Annotated in this window: 23 protein-coding genes; 8 read left to right on the top strand and 15 right to left on the bottom strand. The window is 67.9% G+C overall.

The window, feature by feature from the left end; all coding sequences use genetic code 11:
- Positions 1-55 precede the first annotated feature (55 nt).
- Positions 56-2,521 (bottom strand): tyrosine-type recombinase/integrase, encoded by a 2,466-nt coding sequence (locus BMW85_RS49845; protein WP_218155997.1) that lies wholly within the window; start codon positions 2,519-2,521, stop codon positions 56-58.
- Positions 2,518-3,723, bottom strand: coding sequence for a tyrosine-type recombinase/integrase (locus BMW85_RS31440; RefSeq protein WP_218155996.1), 1,206 nt, complete (start codon positions 3,721-3,723; stop codon positions 2,518-2,520). The genes BMW85_RS49845 and BMW85_RS31440 overlap by 4 nt, the downstream gene beginning before the upstream one ends.
- 314 nt (positions 3,724-4,037) lie before the next feature.
- Here BMW85_RS31440 and BMW85_RS31435 point away from each other — a divergent pair, with 314 nt between their 5' ends.
- Both BMW85_RS31435 and BMW85_RS31430 read left to right on the top strand, forming a co-directional pair.
- A complete protein-coding gene (locus BMW85_RS31435) occupies positions 4,038-4,658 on the top strand; it encodes a TetR/AcrR family transcriptional regulator (RefSeq protein WP_091088684.1) in 621 nt (206 codons plus the stop codon).
- Positions 4,659-4,668: 10 nt separating this feature from the next.
- A complete protein-coding gene (locus BMW85_RS31430; RefSeq protein WP_091088682.1) occupies positions 4,669-5,682 on the top strand; it encodes a glycoside hydrolase family 113 protein in 1,014 nt (337 codons plus the stop codon).
- A 284-nt stretch (positions 5,683-5,966) separates the two neighbouring features.
- Here BMW85_RS31430 and BMW85_RS31425 read toward each other — a convergent pair whose 3' ends face one another.
- The 5 genes from BMW85_RS31425 to BMW85_RS31405 all read right to left on the bottom strand — a co-directional run bounded on the left by BMW85_RS31425 (position 5,967) and on the right by BMW85_RS31405 (position 9,056).
- The gene (locus BMW85_RS31425; protein ID WP_091088679.1) at positions 5,967-6,152 is read right to left on the bottom strand and encodes a hypothetical protein; all 186 of its coding nucleotides are present in this window, start codon (positions 6,150-6,152) and stop codon (positions 5,967-5,969) included.
- 287 nt (positions 6,153-6,439) lie between these two features.
- The gene (locus tag BMW85_RS31420; protein WP_091088676.1) at positions 6,440-6,961 is read right to left on the bottom strand and encodes a GyrI-like domain-containing protein; all 522 of its coding nucleotides are present in this window, start codon (positions 6,959-6,961) and stop codon (positions 6,440-6,442) included.
- Entirely contained in the window at positions 6,958-7,731 is a 774-nt protein-coding gene (locus BMW85_RS31415) for a MerR family transcriptional regulator (RefSeq protein WP_091088674.1), read from the bottom strand. The genes BMW85_RS31420 and BMW85_RS31415 overlap by 4 nt, the downstream gene beginning before the upstream one ends.
- Positions 7,732-7,881: 150 nt before the next feature.
- Complete coding sequence (locus BMW85_RS31410; RefSeq protein WP_091088671.1) at positions 7,882-8,361, bottom strand: nitroreductase family deazaflavin-dependent oxidoreductase; 480 nt, start codon at positions 8,359-8,361, stop codon at positions 7,882-7,884.
- 149 nt (positions 8,362-8,510) lie between these two features.
- Positions 8,511-9,056, bottom strand: a complete 546-nt coding sequence (locus tag BMW85_RS31405; RefSeq protein ID WP_245775179.1) for a TetR/AcrR family transcriptional regulator — start codon at positions 9,054-9,056, stop codon at positions 8,511-8,513.
- Positions 9,057-9,160: 104 nt separating this feature from the next.
- Here BMW85_RS31405 and BMW85_RS49840 point away from each other — a divergent pair, with 104 nt between their 5' ends.
- Together BMW85_RS49840 and BMW85_RS31395 are read left to right on the top strand one after the other, a co-directional pair.
- Positions 9,161-9,793 carry an MFS transporter gene (locus BMW85_RS49840; RefSeq protein WP_177240971.1) on the top strand — a complete coding sequence of 211 codons (633 nt, stop codon included), beginning with the start codon at positions 9,161-9,163 and terminating at the stop codon, positions 9,791-9,793.
- A 65-nt stretch (positions 9,794-9,858) separates the two neighbouring features.
- Positions 9,859-10,401 carry an NAD-dependent epimerase/dehydratase family protein gene (locus BMW85_RS31395; RefSeq protein ID WP_091088667.1) on the top strand — a complete coding sequence of 181 codons (543 nt, stop codon included), beginning with the start codon at positions 9,859-9,861 and terminating at the stop codon, positions 10,399-10,401.
- Positions 10,402-10,485: 84 nt separating this feature from the next.
- Here the strand turns inward: BMW85_RS31395 and BMW85_RS31390 are convergent, their stop codons facing one another.
- The 4 genes from BMW85_RS31390 to BMW85_RS31375 form a co-directional block, all read right to left on the bottom strand.
- The gene (locus tag BMW85_RS31390) at positions 10,486-11,013 is read right to left on the bottom strand and encodes a hypothetical protein (RefSeq protein WP_143082455.1); all 528 of its coding nucleotides are present in this window, start codon (positions 11,011-11,013) and stop codon (positions 10,486-10,488) included.
- Positions 11,014-11,049: 36 nt separating this feature from the next.
- Positions 11,050-11,331: a hypothetical protein gene (locus BMW85_RS31385; protein WP_091088663.1), complete on the bottom strand. Its 282-nt coding sequence runs from the start codon at positions 11,329-11,331 to the stop codon at positions 11,050-11,052.
- 527 nt (positions 11,332-11,858) lie between these two features.
- Positions 11,859-12,278 (bottom strand): hemerythrin domain-containing protein, encoded by a 420-nt coding sequence (locus BMW85_RS31380; RefSeq protein WP_091088662.1) that lies wholly within the window; start codon positions 12,276-12,278, stop codon positions 11,859-11,861.
- Positions 12,275-13,570, bottom strand: coding sequence for an MFS transporter (locus tag BMW85_RS31375; RefSeq protein ID WP_281249627.1), 1,296 nt, complete (start codon positions 13,568-13,570; stop codon positions 12,275-12,277). The genes BMW85_RS31380 and BMW85_RS31375 overlap by 4 nt, the downstream gene beginning before the upstream one ends.
- Positions 13,571-13,619: 49 nt before the next feature.
- Here BMW85_RS31375 and BMW85_RS31370 point away from each other — a divergent pair, with 49 nt between their 5' ends.
- On the top strand, positions 13,620-14,258 hold the full coding sequence (locus BMW85_RS31370; RefSeq protein WP_091088657.1) for a TetR/AcrR family transcriptional regulator: 639 nt from the start codon (positions 13,620-13,622) through the stop codon (positions 14,256-14,258).
- A 142-nt stretch (positions 14,259-14,400) separates the two neighbouring features.
- Here the strand turns inward: BMW85_RS31370 and BMW85_RS31365 are convergent, their stop codons facing one another.
- Entirely contained in the window at positions 14,401-14,787 is a 387-nt protein-coding gene (locus tag BMW85_RS31365; RefSeq protein ID WP_143082454.1) for a hypothetical protein, read from the bottom strand.
- Between the two features lie 296 nt (positions 14,788-15,083).
- Here BMW85_RS31365 and BMW85_RS31360 point away from each other — a divergent pair, with 296 nt between their 5' ends.
- The gene (locus tag BMW85_RS31360; RefSeq protein WP_177240970.1) at positions 15,084-15,635 is read left to right on the top strand and encodes an RNA polymerase sigma factor; all 552 of its coding nucleotides are present in this window, start codon (positions 15,084-15,086) and stop codon (positions 15,633-15,635) included.
- 172 nt (positions 15,636-15,807) lie between these two features.
- Positions 15,808-16,890, top strand: a complete 1,083-nt coding sequence (locus BMW85_RS31355; protein WP_143082453.1) for a hypothetical protein — start codon at positions 15,808-15,810, stop codon at positions 16,888-16,890.
- A gap of 39 nt (positions 16,891-16,929) precedes the next feature.
- On the opposite strand, the gene BMW85_RS31350 is transcribed toward BMW85_RS31355, so the two are convergent.
- The gene (locus BMW85_RS31350) at positions 16,930-17,352 is read right to left on the bottom strand and encodes a Rid family hydrolase (RefSeq protein ID WP_091088647.1); all 423 of its coding nucleotides are present in this window, start codon (positions 17,350-17,352) and stop codon (positions 16,930-16,932) included.
- Positions 17,353-17,443: 91 nt separating this feature from the next.
- Here BMW85_RS31350 and BMW85_RS31345 point away from each other — a divergent pair, with 91 nt between their 5' ends.
- Positions 17,444-17,944, top strand: coding sequence for a MarR family winged helix-turn-helix transcriptional regulator (locus BMW85_RS31345; protein WP_091088645.1), 501 nt, complete (start codon positions 17,444-17,446; stop codon positions 17,942-17,944).
- Between the two features lie 104 nt (positions 17,945-18,048).
- Here BMW85_RS31345 and BMW85_RS31340 read toward each other — a convergent pair whose 3' ends face one another.
- Both BMW85_RS31340 and BMW85_RS31335 read right to left on the bottom strand, forming a co-directional pair.
- Positions 18,049-18,243 (bottom strand): alpha/beta fold hydrolase, encoded by a 195-nt coding sequence (locus BMW85_RS31340; protein WP_177240969.1) that lies wholly within the window; start codon positions 18,241-18,243, stop codon positions 18,049-18,051.
- Entirely contained in the window at positions 18,240-19,073 is an 834-nt protein-coding gene (locus BMW85_RS31335) for a PaaX family transcriptional regulator (protein WP_245775177.1), read from the bottom strand. Before BMW85_RS31335 ends, BMW85_RS31340 begins: the two co-directional genes overlap by 4 nt.
- Positions 19,074-19,115: the final 42 nt, after the last annotated feature.

Here is a 19,115-nt window from a genome sequence, read left to right as displayed (position 1 = left end):
CGTGGCCCGTGGCCTGGGTCGGGGTGGTGTAGATCATCCGCGTGGATGAGCTCGGCTAACTTGAAGGTCCTCTTGCCGTACTGATTCGTGTCGCGATCTGGCTGAAGCGGGGCATGCCGAGATCAACCACTTGGCGTTGACGGACTTGCTCTGCATCGAGCTGGGCGAGCTTCTCCTCTGCGCTGGCGAGGCTGACTTGGAGTCCTTCGATCTCACCGAGCCATCCCTCCTGTTCAGCTTCGGTGATTCGGGCGATCAAGTTGTCGCGGATCTCGGCAAGCCGTGCCCGTTGGGCCGGGTCAGGTCGGAGGAGCGAGCATCTGACACAAGCGTGCTCGTGGATGCACGACGTTCCGAAGGCCCGAGCGCAGGTTCCCAGAGAGAGCTTGCGCTTCTCGAAGTGGGCGAGGAAGGCGTCCCACTCCTCGTTCGTCGGGGTCCGGTATTCCTCGCTGGGACGAAGCGATCGTCGACGGGCGATGAATGCGCGGTGCGCTTCGATGGCGTCTGCCGGGTAGATGGCGTTGTAGCCCATCGTGGTGTTGATGTCGGAGTGACCGGCCAGGACCTGTGCGATATGGGGCGGCAGGCCGCTGCGGATTGCGTCGGTGATGAAGATTCTTCGGAAGTCGTGAGGAGCGAAGTCGAGGGGCTCGCCCGCGGAGTCGGTGAGCCCGGTTCGTTTCAGGACCTCGTTAAGACCATCGCGGATCATTTGGCGGGACACCGGCGTGCGCTGGCCTCCGTATGTCCACTGGAACAGCAGCGGCATCGGCGGGTTCCAGATCTTCTCCGCAACGTCGTAGATGGGCAGCATCGGGATCGCGCCTGTTCGAGGGTCACGGACGCGGGCGATGACCGTGCTCAGGACGTCGGCCAGCTCTGGGCTGACAAGGAGAAGCCGTTCCTCGTCTGTTTTCGAGGGAGCGACCTGAAGCAGAGGCACTATGTCACCGCTGGTGGGCAGCTTGTATTGGATCAAGGCGTGATGGCTGGCCTCCAGCATCTCCTCGATCCGGACACCGGTGTGCTGCAGCAATTCGATCGTGGCCCAGGCCCAGAATGCCCGCTCCTCGAGCAGTCCCAGATGAATGCGTCGGCCGGACTCGTCGTAGGCCCGGAACGGAGTCGACGAGTCCTTCTTCTGGCGCGTGTAGGTCCTGCCTCTGAACATGAACTGGCCGCCGAGTGGGGCGACTCGGAGGGCGTCCATCCCCTCCTGGGCCTCCGTCCAATTCGCCCTGGCGGCACGGACAACGGTGGACAGCGCGGGCAGTCGTTCGCGGGTGCGCTGGTCCATCTTCGCCTTGCGGCGCTTCTCGTGCTTGGAGGTACTGGCATCGGCGGCGCTGACCGGGCAAGGAGCAACCCACGGGCCCCAGCGTTCTGGTTCCTCGACGGCCCAGTGGGCCAGGTCGAGGTAGAGGGCTCGCACTCCGAGCATGAGGCTGCCGTAGTTGGCGCGCTCCGATATTGCCTCGTGGACTGTGCCATCGGGCAGCCGGCGGCGCGTGACTTTCGTCCGGCTGGCCTGCTTCCATGCGCTGACGACCTCGGACGGCAGCCGGAGTGTGTCGATGCCGGGCTGAATGCGCTCAATCTGCAGCCAGAAGTTCCTCACGAGCGTCCGTGACGCGTCCTCCAAGGACGTGTAGTCCATGGTGGGCTGGCGTTCCTTGAGGTACTCGACCAGCAGGTCCCGGATCGGCTTGGACTGCGGCTGGTAGCGGTCGACGAGCTGCTCGACCGAGACTTGGCCGGACGTTCGGTGCAGGAGCCTCAGTGACACGGGTGCGTCGGGCGGCAGGTGACCCAGACTCTTCACCCAGGAGTAGAACAGGCTTTGTCCGCCCGACGTGGCCCGTTGAGCTCGATGCTCCTCCATGTACTCAATGGCGTCTCCGACATTGATGTCGGCCAAGCCACCTCCCTTGGCGATGACTAGCTTGACCAGCACGTTCTTGGCGAGAATGCCGAGATGGGAGGACCATGCCTCTGGGCCCACCAACTCCTGAAGGCGGGCGAAGCCATCAGGGTCACGGTGCCGGGTGATGATGGCACGCAGATTGGTCGAGGTCCGGGTGAGCTGCCAGCGGAGCGATGGCCGGAGCACGTCGGCGCAGACCAGGGCGAACAGGCCGGTGTTGAGGATGCCGTTCGCATTCGCCGCGTTGTAGCCGACCCAGGTCGCGTTGAGCTCGTTCCACTGTGCCCCGGTGCCACTCGCCGCGGGAGATGCGTTCCAGCGTTGCTGCCAGGTGTCGCCCGGCTGCTTCAGGAGCCAGTGCAGAATGAGTGTTGCGCCCCGGCGCCGGTAGAAGTGGGTGCTCTCGCTCGCGGCCCGTAGCGGAGGTCGGTTCAGCCGGGCGACGACCTCGTCATAGGAATGGCTGGTGGCAGTCCAGTCGTCCTCGTAAGGCCGCGGCGGGAAACGTTTCTTGGCGGCCCGGAGGGCCTCGCCGGCGAGCGGCTGAGCGTCTCGGATGGCGGTCGAAGCGACCAAGGTCTCAGTGCTCGTCACCACGAGTTCCCGAAGAGAGTCTTCATCGAGTCGGAGTTGTAGCCAGGAGCCGGCGGCGCCGGTGGCCGGTCGCGCTGCTCGGCCCGGCGTGCATGATGGGCGCGGACGCGTTCGATTACCTCGTCCTGACTGGCCGGAAGGTAGAGCTGTGTGGTCGTCAGATGTGCGTGACCGAGGACCCATTGGACGTCGGTCAGAGGCATGTTGGGGTCGCGGGCGAGTCGGTAGGACGCGGTGTGGCGTAGATCGTGGAGCGTCCAGTTCGCTCCAAGAAGATCGTTGGTCCGGTTGAACATCGCCCGCGCCGCGTCGTAGTTCAGCGGACGCCACGGCAGCCTCAGCGTCCACCACAACGGCAGGTTCTTGCCGTGCGGGACGCCGTCTCGCCGGGCCTCCTCCTGGTAGAGCCGTAGCCAGACGAAGGCGTCGGTTGAGCAGGGAAGCTGCTGGTAGGCCCGGGTTCCCTTCCGAATCACGCCGACCAACTGCTGACCGGGAAGGGCATCACGCTGCCGACTGGTAAGGAGCTCTTCGGCGCGGGCAGCGTTGGAAACCCAGAAAGCCAGCAAAGCGCGGTCCCTGTTGTGGCGGAGGGCGGCGAAGAGTGCATTGAACATCTCGTCGGGGATGCGCCGGGGTGCACGCTTCGGGATGACCGGCCGGTAGCGGCCTGCCCGTTCTGACTTAAAGGGCTGGTCAGGCTTGTGGTGGGCGTTCGCGCGGCTGCTGCGACGGGAACGGTCAAGCGGAAACGGGTTGATGATTGGCCCGGTGCCCTCGTCCAGGTGGAAGTCGTAGAACGTGCGCAGCACGGTTTCGCAGTGTGCCCGAGTCCTCGCGGCGTACTGCGGGCCGGGCGAGGCCTTGCCCGTGATGGCGTTCGGCGTACCGGGGATCTTCTTCCTCGTCATCCGCGGCTTCGGCGCCGTCTTCTCGGAGTAGCCGGCGTTCCGGTGTCTCCAGTGCAGGCGCTGCGGCTTGTTCGCGATCTGCATCCACCGGGTGAAGTCTCGTGCATCCGCACGAGTAGCCCGGTTCCACTCGATGTCGAGCGCCCACAGGAACCGCCACCAACGCAGCAGGTCCATGCCGTATGACCGGACCGTGGAGGCGGATTTGCCCTCTGCCTGCAGCTCGGCGAAGAAGGCCCGGACGGGCCGACGACAATGCCACCCTGGTCGACTATCTGGTACGGCGCCCACTGATCGCCGGTCTTTTGTAGCCGGCCCAACTCGGGCAGGACGAATGTCGCCAAGTCCCGCTCGGGGACATCACCTTGAAGCATCCCGAGAAGCTAGCGGAGAAACGCGTTGACCTGCAAGAACACATGAGTTAGTTCGGTCAACGGGCCCTGTGCCACGACTGCAACATGAACGTCCGCTGGCTCGTGGTAATAGTCCAGAAGACCCGTCCCGAAAACGGTCGTTGCGGGACGGTCGCGAGATGTCGGCGCCCTCGAGCTCGTCCTCATCTTCAGCGGTTGTATCTATTAGGCCGATCGGCCTACTATCAGTCCATGCAGTCTGAGGATAGGCCGATCGGCCGAAAACGCAATCCCATCATCGAAGAGGCCCGCCGGAGGCAGATCATCGACGCCGCCATCGAGACGGTGGCGAGCGTCGGTTACGCGCAGGCATCGCTGTCGCGGATCGCGCAGCACGCTCGGATCAGCAAGAGCGTGATCTCCTACCACTTCGCCGGCAAGGATGAGCTGCTGGAACAGGTGGTCAAGCAGATCTACGCCGATACGTGGACGTTCATCCAGGCGCGGCTCGAAACCGAGACGACGGCGGCCGGCAGGCTCCGGGCCTATATCCAGTCCAACCTGGACTACCTGCGATCGCACCGCTCTCGTGTGCTGGCGGTGGGAGACATCGTCGGCAGCCACCGCGCAGCCGACGGCACGCCGCGCTTCGCGACGACCACCGACGAATCGGTCATCACGCTGCTGACCGACATCCTGCGCCAGGGCCTGGATGACGGCGAGTTCCGGGACTTCGATCCTCAGGTGGTCGCCGTGACCGTCGGCCAGGCCCTCATCGGGGCGCTCGGCCGGTGGGCGGTGGACCCCACCGTCGATCTCACCGCCTATGCCAACGAGCTGATCACCCTTTTCGACCGTGCCACCCGGAAGTAGGAACCTTCTCATGGGCCTGACCCACAAAGGCGTCAACTACGACGTGGGTACGAACTATCTTCCCGGTGGCGTCCTGTCCCGGGGAGAGTGGCGGCCCGATCTGATGCGTCAGGAGATCCGGGCCATCCGCGAGCGACTGCACGCCAATTCCGTCGGCATCTACGGCACCGACCTCGACCGGCTCGTTCAGACCGCAACAGTCGCGCTGGAACACGGGCTGCACGTATGGCTGCAACCCCGGCTGATCGACGCCGGTCCGCAGGAGACGCTGGACCATTTGGCGCGAACGGCTGAAGCCGCCGAACTCCTCAGGAAGGAGCATGAGGCGATCGACCTCAACGTAGGTTGTGAGCTCACCGTCTTCTCCGCGGGCATCATGCCCGGCGCCTCCCACGAGGACAGAAGCGCCAAGCTGGCCTCCCCGCTGTACTGGCCGCTGTTCCCATGGTTCAACAGGAAGCTGAACCGCCTCCTGGGGAAGGCGGCCGCAGTCGCCAGGTCCGCTTTCGGGGGCCGGATCACCTACGGCGCGGGATTGTGGGAGAGGGTGGACTGGACGCCGTTCGACGTCGTGGGCCTGGACTACTACCGCATGCCGTACAACCGTTCTGGATACGTCAAGAACCTGCGTCGATTCCACCGGTACGGCAAGCCTGTGGTCATCGTCGAGTTCGGCTGCGGCGGCTACGACGGCGCCGCGGAAAAGGGCCCTTCCAGCCACGCGATCATCGATCGCGGCGGACCAGCGCCAGTCATCGACGGCTCGTGGGTCAGGAACGAGCGAGTCCAGGCCGAGCTGATCGCCGAACTGCTCGGAATCTACGAGAAGGAGAACGTGCAGGGCGCGTACGTGTTCGAGTTCATCGAGCCGCACCATCCACACTCCGCCGATCCCCGGCATGATCTCGACATGGCGGGCTACGGCATCGTCAAAGTCATCCAGGACGACGCGGCGGGATCGTATCGCTGGGAACCGAAAGCAGCCTTCCACGAAGTTGCTCGGCTCTACGGTGGAGGGGCCTGACCTCCCGCCGCCCATCGGCCCTTCGCCGTCGGCGCCGCTCTGGCCGAGGACCCCGAGTCCGACGTGGTGGCGGCAACCGCCGGGCCGACCGACCTCATGGCCGGAGTGACCAGCCACGACACGCCGGACCTCTACCGCTGTCTCAATGCCTCACCCGATCCGGGGACCACACACTGTGAGAGGCGACGGATCCGTGTCCCCGCTCTGCGAATGCGCTGTGGAGTGTGCGGACACCATCCTCGATTCAGGTGACCCGTGGCCACAGGGCCTGCATGGGCATGGCCTCACGCGCCTCGGCTGAGCTCGATCGTCGGGAACCTCACCGGTGTGGGGGGTTGGCCTGCCTGGACGGTCCAGGCTTCGCCGGTCGCGCCGTTCCGGACGATGGTCTGTACGGCCGCGGCGACTTCGTCCGGGTCGGCGATGGCGAGGCCGTGCGCGAGGACGTGCTCGCGGATCCCCTCAAGCATGGGCGTCTCCACGAATCCCGGGCAGATCACGCTGATGCCAGTACCCGCTCGTCATGGCCGCTGACGGAGTCGTGCCGCAGGCCACGAGCACCTGGCCCGGCACCGTGGTGCGCAAGCGTCTGCAGGCCAAAGCAGCAAGCTTGCCGCACCAGTAGCGAGAGGGATCGACCGGACAGCGGACCTGGCCATACTGGTGATGCCGTCCGACCCGGGAGTAGGTGATCCGTGAGGGGGCGACGCCCGGATCTCTGGCGGCTCACCCGCTCTCGGTGACGGCAGCGGGCTGATCACCCGGTGGTGCGTGCCACCGGCTGCCTGAGCATCGTCTTGGGCTCGGGGTCGGTGAAATCGGTCAGGTAGATCTCGTGGTGCAGGCCGTTGGGTGCCAGGCCGTGCTCGGTCATGAACGCCTCCATCACGTCGAGCGACGCCTGCTCTTCGCTGTAGGGCCCCTCGTGGAGCAGCTCCACGCACTCGCCCTCGGTGAAGGTGACCACCTGGACGCGGTCGACGGCGGCGCCGGACGCGCGGGCCTGCTCACGCGCCGTCTCGACGATCCCGGGTTCGGGTGCCTCGGGCAGTGGCAGCAGCAGGTGCCAGCGCCACTGGTCGCGAGGCACTTCAAGCGGAGGCAGGGTGGTGTCCTCCACCCACCAGCGGCCCTCCAGGGGGCCGGCCGGGCCGCCCATGACGGAGGCCACGGCGTACAGGGCGCCGATGGCCGAGACGTGCTCGGCGCCGCCGGGCTCGCCCAGGCCGGTGACGTTGAGGCAGGTGACGGGGTCGCAGTGAACCAGTCGCGGCGTCATAGCTCCTCCAAAGGAATCATCAGGTGGGTGATCAGCCGATCGGGCGGGGTGGTTGCCGGGTCCGACACGTACACCTCGCGGATCGGACCGCGGACGGGGCAGCGCCGCTCGGCGCACCAGGACAGCAGCGCATGTGCGGTCAGCCCGATCTGGCCGTACGGGCCGACGTGAGTCGCGCCGGCGAACCGGCCGCCTGGCAGAACGTTGAGCTCGGTTCCCGCTACCGGCTCCTCGCTGACCAGAGCGACGGAGACGGCGACGGGCTCGCCGAGGTCGAGCGGGAACAGGCCGATGAGCTCGGGAGCGGCGGCCGACGACGCCGCCCGCAGCCTGGCGATGGCAGCCGAGGTGGCCCGGCCGACGCCTTCCGGGTCCGCCGCCGTCACTGTGGCCACCGCCACGCGCCGCGCTGGTTCTGTGGCCACAGTGACGGGAGTGGACGGCAGTCCCTCCGTCATGACGCGCTCCAGCGCGGCCAGCGTCGATCGGCGCTTGGCCAGCTCAACTTCCAGCCGCTCGTGCACTCCTTCCAGGACGCCGGGCGTGTCGGAAAGCACCTGCGCGATGACGGCGAGCGGGACGTCGAGCGAGCGCAGCAGCCCGATCGACAGCGCATCGCGCGCCTGCTCGTGCCGGTAGTAGCGGTACCCGGTGTGCTCGTCCACGTACGCGGGCACCAGCAGTCCGAGCTCGGCGTAGTGCCGCAGCTGCTTGATACTCAGCCGGCCGAGCCTGGCGAACTGCCCGATCGGCAACAGCTCCTCGTCCATGCCCCCAGCATGGGGTCTCCCCGTGTGGGAGAGTCCAGCCATGTGCCCCGCAGGTGAAGGCGGCCGGACATCGCCCAAGCCGTACGTGAACGACTCCAGCGCTCGCGAGCGCTCGACCTGTTCGACCGGGGGTAATGTGATGCGGCCTGATCAGGCGGACCTCATGGGGATGAAACTCACGAACGGGATGTGCCGCCCCACCTCGCGGTAGTCCTCGATGCTGCCGTCCACGGCGAAGCCCATGATCTTGCAGAGCCGGCGGGCGGCGGCGGGGTGGCGGGGCGCGTACGTGCCCATGATCTCCGCTCCCCGCTCGGTCTCGATGGGAGCGGCGGTCGCGCGGAAGGTGCGCCCGCCCACCTGGATGGTCACCTGTGGGGTGGCCATGACGTTGCGGTACCAGTCGGCGCGCGGGCCGAAGCCGGAGGCCGCCACGTAGACGTGTCCTTCGTGCTGGACGACCTCGATGACGGCCTGACGGCGCAGCCCGGATACGCGCCCGGTGTGGGTGAGCAGCATGACCCGGCGGCCGAGCAGCGGGCCGAGCCCGATCCGATACAGCAGGATGGGCAGACGCCAGAGCTTGCGACGCAGTCCGGACGGCGGATCGGGCCTCTTGATGATCTCCATGGTCAGCCTTTCCCTTTTGCGGTGGTGTGTTGCGGCGGGACGCCGCCCGCGCAGAACCGCCGGCGCAGGACCGGTGCGAATGCCGGGCGCGTGAGAGCGACGACCGGCAGCCGACGGGCTCCATGCCTCGGCGCCGCGGATGAACACCCTCATGACCCGGCCCCGGGCCGCTCGGGCATGAGGCACTCCACGGCCGACAGCACCTCGTCCACGGGAAGCTCCCCGTCGATCATGTAGTGGAGCATCAGCCCGTCGAGCGCGGCGACGACCAGGGTGGCGACGCCGGCCGACCGGCCCGGCGGCCAGCGGGGATGCAGCCGCTCCAGCCGCTCGGCGAGTTGGGTGCGCGCCCGGCGCAGTTCGTCGCGCAGCACAGCGCCCAGGGCGGGATCGCGGGTGGCTCCGGCGATCAGCTCCGCGGCCAGCCGGGTCGTCGGCTCGTCGCCTGTCGTGGCGGGCAGCAGAGCGCGCACCACGGCCAGCGCCGCCCGCTCGTCGCCGGCGCTCAGCAGCTCGGTGACGAGCGGGTTGACGATGAGGTCGGTGGCCCGGCGGAAGATCGCCGCGTGCAACCCGGGCAACCCGCCGAAGTGGTAGTGGATCAGGCCGGGGTTGGTGCCCGCCCGCTCGGCCACGGCCCGCGTGGTGACGCCGGGCCAGCCGTGTTCGCGCAGCAGCGCTACCCCGGTCTCCACCAGTTGCGCACGCCGCCGGTCTCCTCGGGACGAATTTGGTCGGTCGGCCAAATTGGTCATACGGCCAATCTAGCACGCGCCTCTGAGCAGCCGCGGTCGATCAGTTGCGCGCCGACGGTGTCGCGGTCAAGGACGAGAACGCCGCGGTCATCTTGGGTTGTCAGACGTACTTCACGTTGACGAGACAGGGCACCTTCGCCAATCGACACATTCATCCGGCTGCGGCGCTGCGGACCGGCCGTGGCGCAGCGCGTTCCTCGGCCAGGGGCGGCGGGCCCGAAGAGGTACAGGGCGGTGACCCGGCGGCACCTCGGGTGCATCAGCGGTCCCTCGACTGCCGGCACCCGGATGGTGCACCGGTGAGTCCGCCCTCCGACCCGCCTGCGTGGCGGGAGCTGCTGGGCCGGGAGTATCTCGGCGCGGCGATCGTGCTGGCCGGCGGAGTGCTGGTCGGCGCGATCAACATCTACCTGGCGGCGAGCCTGCTGCCGACCGCGGTGGCCGACCTCGGCGGTGCGAGCTTCTCTGCCTGGAACATGACGGTCTATCTCGTCGCCATGGTGATCGCGACGATGCTCACTGGCCGGTTGCTGTCCCGATGGGGGAATGTCGGCGCCTATGTCCTCGGCTTTGCCACGTTCACCGCGGGCTCGCGGCGACATCACGACCGCGGAGGGGGCCAAGGCGGCCTGCGCCGGAGCCGAGGTCGTCTACCACTGTGCCGCGCCCGCCTATGACCGCTGGGTGGAGGAGTTCCCCGGATGACCGACGCGGTGCGCCAGGGTGCCGGGTACGCGCGCAGATGGCCGAGGGCCTGCTGGCCGCCCACCGATCCGGCGAGCTGCGTGTCGCCCTGGGCAGGGCCTCCGACTACTACGGTCCCGGCGGCCTCAACACCATCGCCGGCACGACGGTGTTCGCGGCGGCGCTGGCAGGCAAGCCCATCCGCTGGGTCGGGGCGCTCGACCAGCCCCACACGCTCGGCTATTTGCCCGACATCGCCAGGGGCCTGGTGACGCTCGGCCGCGACACGCGCGCCGACGGCCAGACCTGGCACCTGCCGGCGGCACCGGCCGTGACGGGCCAGGAGTTCCTCGATCTGGTGATCGCCGCGCTGGGGCGGCCCAGCAGGACGGCGGCGCTCGGCCGTCCGACGCAACGTCTGATCGGCCTGTTCAACCCGACCGTGCGTGCCCTCGGCGAGACGTGGTATCAGCGCGACCGGCCGTTCGTGAGCGACACCTCGAAGTTCACCGCCACGTTCGGGCCGTTCACCGCGACTCCGCACGCCACCGCCGTCGCCGCCACCCTCGACTGGTACCGCGCCTGCTCGGCCGGCCAGTAGGAGCGGAACAGCGAACCGGGTTCGGTGTCCCATCTACCGGGCCGGAAAACGCAGTTCAGGAAGGTCACGAGCCGGTTGCCCGGTTTAGGCCGGCCCGGCCGGCCCCGCGCGCAGCTGAAGCACGAGGCCGGCAGCGGCCAGGCCATGGCCCATGGCATCCCCGACCGCCGGCAGCACCTTGTCCTCACCGAGGCGCCGGGCCTTGAAGAAATCACCGCCCAGTCGGGCGAGCTCCTCGGCCGACAGGATCACGGCCTGGAGATGATCGGAGACCCGCTGCTGCTCCAACGCGCGTTCCTCCTGCCGCACCGCCTGGGCCTGAACCCTGGCCATCGACCGCTCCCTACGCCGGCCACGCGTCACGTCCTGGACGAGGAAACGCGGCTTGACCGGCAGGCCCTTGGAATCCAGCAGCGGTTCGGCCACCACGCAGCGGTGTCGCATGCCGTGCCGGTGCCTGATCCTCAACTCCGTCTCGGCCGACTCCCGGCACTCCTGCAGCGTGTCGATCAGATCCTCGACAGCGGCCAGGTCCTCCGGCACCGTCAGGTTCGGCAGGTCCTCCAGGGCAATCGGCTTTTCGCCGGGGTCGATGCCCAGCTTGTCGTACATCTGGGGCGTCCAGATCACCTGCCAGGTGGCGAGGTCCTAGTCGAGCACGCACCATCTCAGCAGCATGCCGTCGACCACCCGGGCGGCGCGCACGGTCATCGTGACCGGCCAGAACCGCTCGCCCGAGATCTCCAGATGCTCGATCGCGCGGCGGAGGTAGGGCTCACCGCTCTCGTACGCCCTGATGTAGTCCTCCAGCAGCCCGGAAGTGCCGAGGCCCGGGCTGATGGACGTCAGCCGTTTGCCGATCATGTTGCACCGCTGCCCGGCCGGCGTCGTGCAGTGGCTGTTGGCGGCCAGGACGCGGAAGCCGACCACCCGCCCGACGGAGTCCTGGCGGGACAGAGCCGGGTGGCGGAGTCGTGAAAGGTTTCGAGCAGGGGATGGACCCGGTCGGCGACCTCGGGCAGCGGGCTGTCGTCCGGCGGCGGGGGCTGCACCCCCCGAGCAGCTTCAAGCAGCTCCACCCCGCTGTTCTTCGCCATCTGCTTGAGCTCGCCAAGCTCATCGAGGGCCGGCGGGCCCCGCACCCGCCCACGCAGGTCTGCCCTTTCTCCTCAACCCGTGAGTACGCTGCGCCTGGAGACCGTGACGATCAGGATGTGACCCGGCCATGGTGGTCAGCTTCGGCAGTCCCGCTCGCGTCATGGAATTGCGCGGCGCGATCGTCAGCCTGAGTGGGCGGCCTTCATGCTCTCGTCGACCAGCAAGAGCACCTTCTCGTCCATGCCTGACGGAGACGTAGCCGGGAGGGGTTGCCGGCGAAGGTCATGGTTCACAACCGTACGACGCTCAGATGAGCTGACGGTCACCGGCCACCTCATCCCCAACGTCCTCCGGCGAGCCTAGACCTCCTCGGGGAGAGTGAGCATCTTGTTGAGGATCGGGACCAACTGCTTCTCCTCGTAGTCCAGGTGGGCCTCCAGTTCGGTGGCGAGACGGTCCAACTCCTCGCCGATCGCCGTGCCGTCGTGGTCGAGAAGCTGCCTGATCCGTTCCATGAGCCGGGCCACCACCTGGTGCTCCGAGCGGAGCCGGGCCAAGGTCTCAGCCAGTTCGGGGTGCTCGCTACCGAGGTGAGGGAAGAGCGCGTTGTCCTCGCCTTCGTGGTGGGCGTGGAGGGCGTCGCAGAACGTCAGGCAGTGTGTACGCAAGTCCACTGCACCCGCCCGCGATGACCGCAGCTCCGCCAGGTCCCTGCGGAAGCCGTCGTGCAGTTTGATCAGCTCGTCGCCCCACGCGACGATTCGCCGTTCGTCCGTCATGCCAGTTCCTTTCGCGAGAGGTTTCCGTGGAAGGCGGAGAACAGGGCCGCCAGCAGGGCAGCACCGGCTGCGACGCCGAAAGTCCATCCGGCGCCCCCGCTGGAGAGCACCGCCGCCCCCACTGCCCCGGCTACGCTGCTGCCCACGACCCTGACCAGTGCGTTCACCCCGCCGGCCGCCGCGGTCTTGGCGGGCTCCACGTGCTCGACGGCCATCGTTCCGAGCGCCGCGTAGCCGAGTCCGATGCCCAGCCCCAGTAGCGTCGCGGCACCGTACAGGTCCACGCCCGAGGATCTGGACACCGCCAGCCACAGGGTGGCGGCCGTCACCAGCACCGAGCCGCCCGCCACGAGCGCGGACGCGGTGAAACGGCGCATCAGCGGACCCGCGAGCACGGAGACCACGAGCATCAGCACCGTCGTCGGCAGCAGGTAGATCCCGACCTGCAGCACCGAGGCCCCGAGCGCGCCCTGGGCCACCGCCGACACGGTGGTGATGGTGGCGAACAGCGCGAACCCCAGCAGGAACGACGCCACGGTCGCCCCCACCGTCCCCCGGTGCAGCAGCATGGGAATCTCGATCAGCGGCGACGCGGTACGGCGGGCGGTCGCGACCCACACCGCGGCCACCGCCACCGCCACGACGAACAGGCCCAGCGTCAGCGGCGAGATCCAGCCCCAGGTCGCACCCTTGCTGATGGCCAGCAGCAGGCAGACGAGCCACACCGCGACCAGCACCGCCCCTGCCAGGTCCGGCCGTCCGGAACCGCGCGCCGGCGCCTCCCGCACCACGACCGCCACCAGGACGAAACTCAGCACGGCCAGTCCGGCCAGCGCCCAGAACACCGCCCGGTGGTTCCCGTCCAGCACCCCGGCGAGGATCATGCCGCCCCCGCTGCCTACCCCGATGGTGGCGCTGAGGACTCCGATCGCGCTCGGCAGCCGGTGGCCGGGCACTACCTGCCTGACCAGGCCCATGGCCAACGGAAGCAGCGGCGCGGCTGTCCCCTGCAGCACCCGGCCGACGATGAGCAGGGGCAGCGTGCCCGCCACGGCGCTGAGTATCGAACCGGCGACGAGCATGCCGAGCGCGACCAGCGATGTCGTGCGTCGGCCGTACATGTCGCCGAGGCGCGCGAGCAGCGGGATCGAGACCGCTCCCGACAAGAGCCCAGCAGTGAGCGTCCACGAGACAGTGGTGGACGGGGCCTGGAGCTTCTCTTCGAGGCCCGGCAGTAAGGGGACGACGACGGTCATCTGAAGGGTCCCCACGGCGACCGCGAACGCGAGCACCGCAACGACCCATGAGTTTTTATACACGTATAGAAAGTAGCATGGCAGGATGTCGACGCGCACAGGACGACCACCCAAGATCTCCAGGCGGGAAATCGTCACCGCCGCCCTGCGAGTGATCGAGGAAGACGGGACGGGCGCCCTCACCATGCGCAGGCTGGCCAGAGAGGTCGGCAGCACGGCCATGGCGCTCTACCACCACGTACGCGACAAGGAGGAGCTCCTCCTGCTGCTCCTCGACGACTACGCGGCCGCCATCCCCCGCCCCGCACTGCCGGACGAGCCACGCGAGCGCATGGTGGCCGCCGCCATGGCCATGCACGACGCCGTGTCCGGATGCCCATGGGCCGTGGACATCCTCAAGGCCGACGACCTGATGTCGGTGGGCGCACTGTGGTACCCCGAGCAGATCGTCGACGCCGCCGTCCACGCGGGGCTGACGATCGAGGAGGCGGTGGACGTGTACCGGATCATCTGGCACTACACCGCCGGCGAGATCGGCGGCCGGGCGGCGGCCCGCAGGCGGCGAGAGGAGGGCGGGCCCACCTACCGGGAGCGGGTCTTCGCCGAATTGGATGCCGAGGAGTTCCCCCGGCTGAGCACGGTGGCAAGGCGATGGGAAGACCTGACCGCCCGTGACACCTACGCCAAGGGCGTGCGTGCCATCGTGAATGGCCTTCTCCCGTGAATGCGTCGCCCCGAGAGGGCGGTCGGTGTAGCGGCCAAGCAAACGACCGATTCCGATAGAAGATCATCAACGCGTCTCAGGGATGGCCCGGAGCTCTCGAATCCTTCTCACAACTCGTCCTCACTCAGGTTTCCGAACGCAGTCAGGACCGATAGCGGGCGGCCTCCCCGGTCAAGCGGAACGGCCCACCGTCCGGTCTGATCACGATCTCTTCCGTACGGCCGTAGGCAAGGACTATGGCCCGGAGATCGAACTCGTAGTACGCCTTCCTGCCGGTGAAGCTCAGGCTGAGCGTGACCGGCTCGTCTCGTTTCAGGTCGATCTGCTTCTTCCGGAAGTACGGGATGTCTCCGCCCGCCGTGAATCGGGGTGCGGGCCGGTCGAGGTTGGCGGCCATATCGACGGTGCCCGCCTCGCCCCAAGCCGGCTGAGTGGGGGCGGACGCCTCGGCTGTCTCCCGTAGCTCAGCCGTGGCGCCGCGACCGGCGGACGTGCTCTTGTTGCCGCGTGTTCTGCCATCGGGACGCATTCCGGGCGGAGCATTCGGCCCCGGCACCAGCGGCCGCTCACTGGCGGCGATGCTGGGCAGCGCCCACGTCGCCGCGGCTCTGATCCGCCTGTGGAATCTGGATACCGGAGAGCCACTCCTCATCGCCCCTGCGAGGGGTCTCAACGAGGAGCCGATGCCGTCCAGCAAGGCGTAGGCGCGGAGTCCTCATGGCTGCGCCCGCCCGGTGGCACCTGGCCGTGCGGGGCGTTCCGGGCGGGTGAGGGAAAAGTTTGGGTTTGGTGGTAATTGTGGGGCGACTGGCGGGACTACTGGGTGTGGACGATCCCCAAGAGCGATTCACCGGGCTGTACGACCGGTACTACCGGAACGTGCTGGGCTATGTGCTGCTGCGGGTCGAGCAGGGCGTGGCCGAGGACGTGTGCAGCGAGACATTCCTCGTGGCCTGGCGTCGGCTCGACGAGTTGCCCGAGCAGGTGCTGCCGTGGCTGCTCGGTGTCGCCCGCAACAAACTCGCCAAGCAGCGTGAGGTGCGGTTTCGGCGCAAGGATCTGGTTGAGCGGATCGCCGCGCTGACCAGTGAGCAGGAGCACGTCGCCTGGGATGTCGCTGAGTACGTGGTGGACCGGGAGCAGGCCATCTCCGCCTTGCGCGCTCTTCCTGAGAAGGACGTGGAGGCGATGATCCTGGTCAGCTGGTACGGCCTGACGCCCGATCAGGCCGCGACGGTCATGGGCTGCTCGGCGCGAGCGTTCAACGTCCGGCTGCACCGGGCACGCAAGCGGCTCCACGGCAGGCTGCGCCAGGAAGCGGGAGCCGCGCAACGACCGGTGCGACAGACCAGCAGCCGGTTCGCCGAGGAGAGCTGACGTCTGCAGGATCCACCCGTAGGGGGAAGACATGACCGACCGTATGTTCGCCCGGCTCAAGCCCGATGAGCTGGACGAACTCGCTGAGGCGAGCTACCGGCGCCGCCGCCGCGAGGACCTCGCCCGAACGTTTCAGAGCACCCGGTACGCGACATCCACTCGGAGAGCTTTCATGCCTCGTCGTCCCATGTTCCTGCTGGCCACCGCCGCGGTCGCTGCGGTTGCCGCTGGAGCGGTCGTTGTCTCCACAGGCGTGCTGTCCGGCGGACCCGCTGGTAATACCCCGCCGGTCGCGGCGGACTCTTCGAGCGCCCCGCAGAGCACGACCGGCGGCACAGGGGCGTCGCCGGCCACGCGGATGGACGCCCGATCCTTCCTGCTCGCCGCTGCGGACACCGCGCTGCGTGAGACCGCCACGTCCGGCGAGTACTGGTACGTCCGCCAGCGTACGACGCATCCCACCTCCCACCTGCCCGAGAAGTTCTGGACCGAGGCGCGGAAGCTCCAGCACCAGGAGCAGGCGGAGGTCGACAAGACCGGCGCGCAAGATGACGAGCTGGTGGCGATCAACGAGAAGTACAACAAGAAGCTGGAGCAGCTGCGGAAGAGCATCTATCCCGACGGGCCGCCGTACAAGGCGTACGTCGTCGAGTCCGAGGAGCGGTGGCGGCCGAAGCGGATGGGCGGCACCCACCGCGCGAAGAGCGAGGACCGCAAGGTCGTTTTCCCCTCGCCGCAGGATGAGGCCAAGTGGAAGGAGCAGGGCTCGCCGAAGCTGCTGGAGGACGGGCCCAAGAGCGTCGACGACAACCTGCCGCGGCCGCTGTCGATCTCCAACATGGACATCACCATGCAGAACGTCGGTGAATTGCCCAAGTCGAAGAAGGCGCTGGCCGGCCGCCTGCGCGCCCAGTTCGCGAAGCTGCCGGACCCCCACAAGGAGTTCGACCTCTACCTGTGGCAGACCACCGTCGATCTGATGACCGCCCCGACCACTCCCGGCACTCGGGCAGCCACCTTCCAGATCCTCGCCGACCAGCCCGGCATCATCTCCAACGGCGAGGTCGAGGACGCCGCCGGGCGTAAGGGGGTCAGCCTGGCGGTCAAGAGCGACGACGGGTACGAGTTCCGGCTGATCGTGAACAAGGACACGGCCGAGCTGCTGGAGTACTCGGTGGCCGAGAAGGGTGAGGACACGGTGCGTGTGACCTTCGAGGAGTTCGGCTGGACCGACAAGCTGGGCCGGCGCCCGTAACCACCGACCCGGTCGGCTCCCCACCGGACTCCGGTCCCATCAGTCGTCGCCCCCGATCAGGGCGGTGACGCGGATCTCGACGCGCATCTTCGGGGCGCCGAGGGCGGGAACGCCGGTCTCGGTCCAGATGGGTGCCCGGTCGCCCATGCGCTTACGGAACTGCTCGACCATGACCCGGTTGTGGACCTCGCCGATGAAGTCGGCGGAGTCGGGGATGTGGTAGGAATTCACGGCGATGACGTCGCGCCAGGTGGCACCGGCCGTGGCGAGGGTCCGCTCGACGTTCTCGAAGGCTTGCACGATTTCGTCTTCGAGGGCCTCGGGAAAGTTCCAGTCATCGTCCCACCCTCCCTGACCTGAGGTCTCGACGCGGTCGCCGATGCGAACCGCCTGGTTGTAGTGCATGTTGGCGAGCTGCGTCTCGCCGTACCCGGGAGTGGCGAAGAACTCGGGCCTGCTCATGGTTATCCCTTCGAGATGACTTCACGTGTGAAGTGAACGTAACAGCTTTAACTTCACGCGTAAAGTCATGGGTGCCCGGTATCGTGTCCCCATGGCCATCACCGCGACCCCCGAGCCCGGCGGGGACTCTTCCGACGAGACGCTGTGGCTGACCGCGGACGAGAAGGAGGCCTGGACCGGACTGGTCTCCCTGGTCCTGCTGCTGCCAGGGCGGCTGGAGTCGCCGCTGCAGCATGAGGCGGGCCTGACCCTGTTCGAGTACCTGACCCTCAGCCACATCTCGGAGGCCTCGGAGCGCCGCCTGCGGATGAGCGAGCTGGCCTACCTGGCCAACGGCTCCCTCTCGCGCCTGTCCAACGTCGTCAAGCGGTTCGAGCAGCGGGGCTGGGTGGAGCGTTCGCCCGATCCCGAGGACGGCCGATACACCATCGCCGCGCTCACCGACAGCGGCTACGAAGTCGTCGTAGCCGCCGCGCCCGCGCACGTACGCTCGGTGCGGCAGTTCGTGCTCGACCCGCTCACCGCCACCGACCGGAAGGCGCTGGCCCGCATTGCCGCCAAGCTGCGGATACGGCCCGTCGACCTGGCCTAGGCAGCCCGCATCGGGCCGACGTCCCAGGACGTCGGCCCGGCTCCCTGATGGACTCCCTTGTCGAGTCACGCCGGCTCAGCCACGTAACGACCGTGAGGGCGACGCTAGCCGGACTTCTCCACCCGATCGAGGAAGTCGAGCAGGCGGGGCAGGACGCCGTCCGGTGCTTCCAGGATGGGGCTGTGACCGATCTTCTCAAGGCGCCACAAGGTGGCGTTCGGCAGGTGCTCGGCCATGACGTTCTGCCACGGGACAGGACGCGGCTTGTCCTCCTCGCCGGAGACGACGATGGGGGTCAAACGGGGAGCTCGTCCAGGATGGCGGCGGCCTGCTCGGCGGCGCGTGTCTCGTACTCCCGCGCGAGCACCTGGAAGAGCTGCTCGGCCCGGATGGCCGGCCAGTCCGGAGGCAGGTGCGCAGCCGGCAGGTGGGGATCCTGGCGGACGAGTTGCAGCCAGTCGGTGTGCAGCAGCAACTGCCGGGCGAGGTCGTCCGGCGCGCCGGGGAGCGGCCGGGGTACGTCCCACTGGGTGAGGAACGCCCGGTAGCGTCCGGCGATCCGCTCGATGTCGAAGGCCTTCCTGACGAGGTCGGCGGTCTCCGTCGGCTTGAACGCGCTGGCGGTCAGCACGGTGACGTGGTCGCCCAGCTCCAGCGAGGCGATGATGCCCGTGACGTCCTTCTCGCCCGGCGCTATCCACAGCCCGTTCTGCAGCAGGCCGAAGCCGTTCCAGATCAGCTGGGAACGCAGGTCGTGACGGGTGCTGCGCCGGCTGTCCGGCAGCGAGAATCCGACGACCGTCCAGGTGCCGTCCCAGTCGCGGTTCACCGCACCGGTCTCCCACACCCGTCTGCGCCCATCCTTCAGCACCTCCGCGGCGTGCGGGGCGAGCCCGAAGTACACCTTTCGTCCCTGCCGGTGCCGGATCAGCAGGTTGCGCTTGACCATCCGCGCGAGCGTGGACCGTACGGCCTCCTCGGAGACGTTGAGGCGGGCGAACACGTCTATGACGCTGCCGGAGTAGACGGCCACGCCGCGATCCAGCACGTAGATGCCGAGAAAGCTGAACATCAGGGACTGCGGGCGCGGGAACTGCGCTGTCGGGTCGTCTTCGCCGCCGAGGATCACAGCAAAAAGGGTAGACGGTTCTGAACGTCAGTCAAATCTTTG

The sequence above is a fragment of the Nonomuraea wenchangensis genome (assembly GCF_900111685.1).
GTDB classification, from domain to species: Bacteria; Actinomycetota; Actinomycetes; order Streptosporangiales; family Streptosporangiaceae; genus Nonomuraea; species Nonomuraea wenchangensis.
The sequence above is the reverse complement of the archived record's forward strand: the minus strand, read 5'-3'. Positions and strand labels throughout refer to the sequence as shown.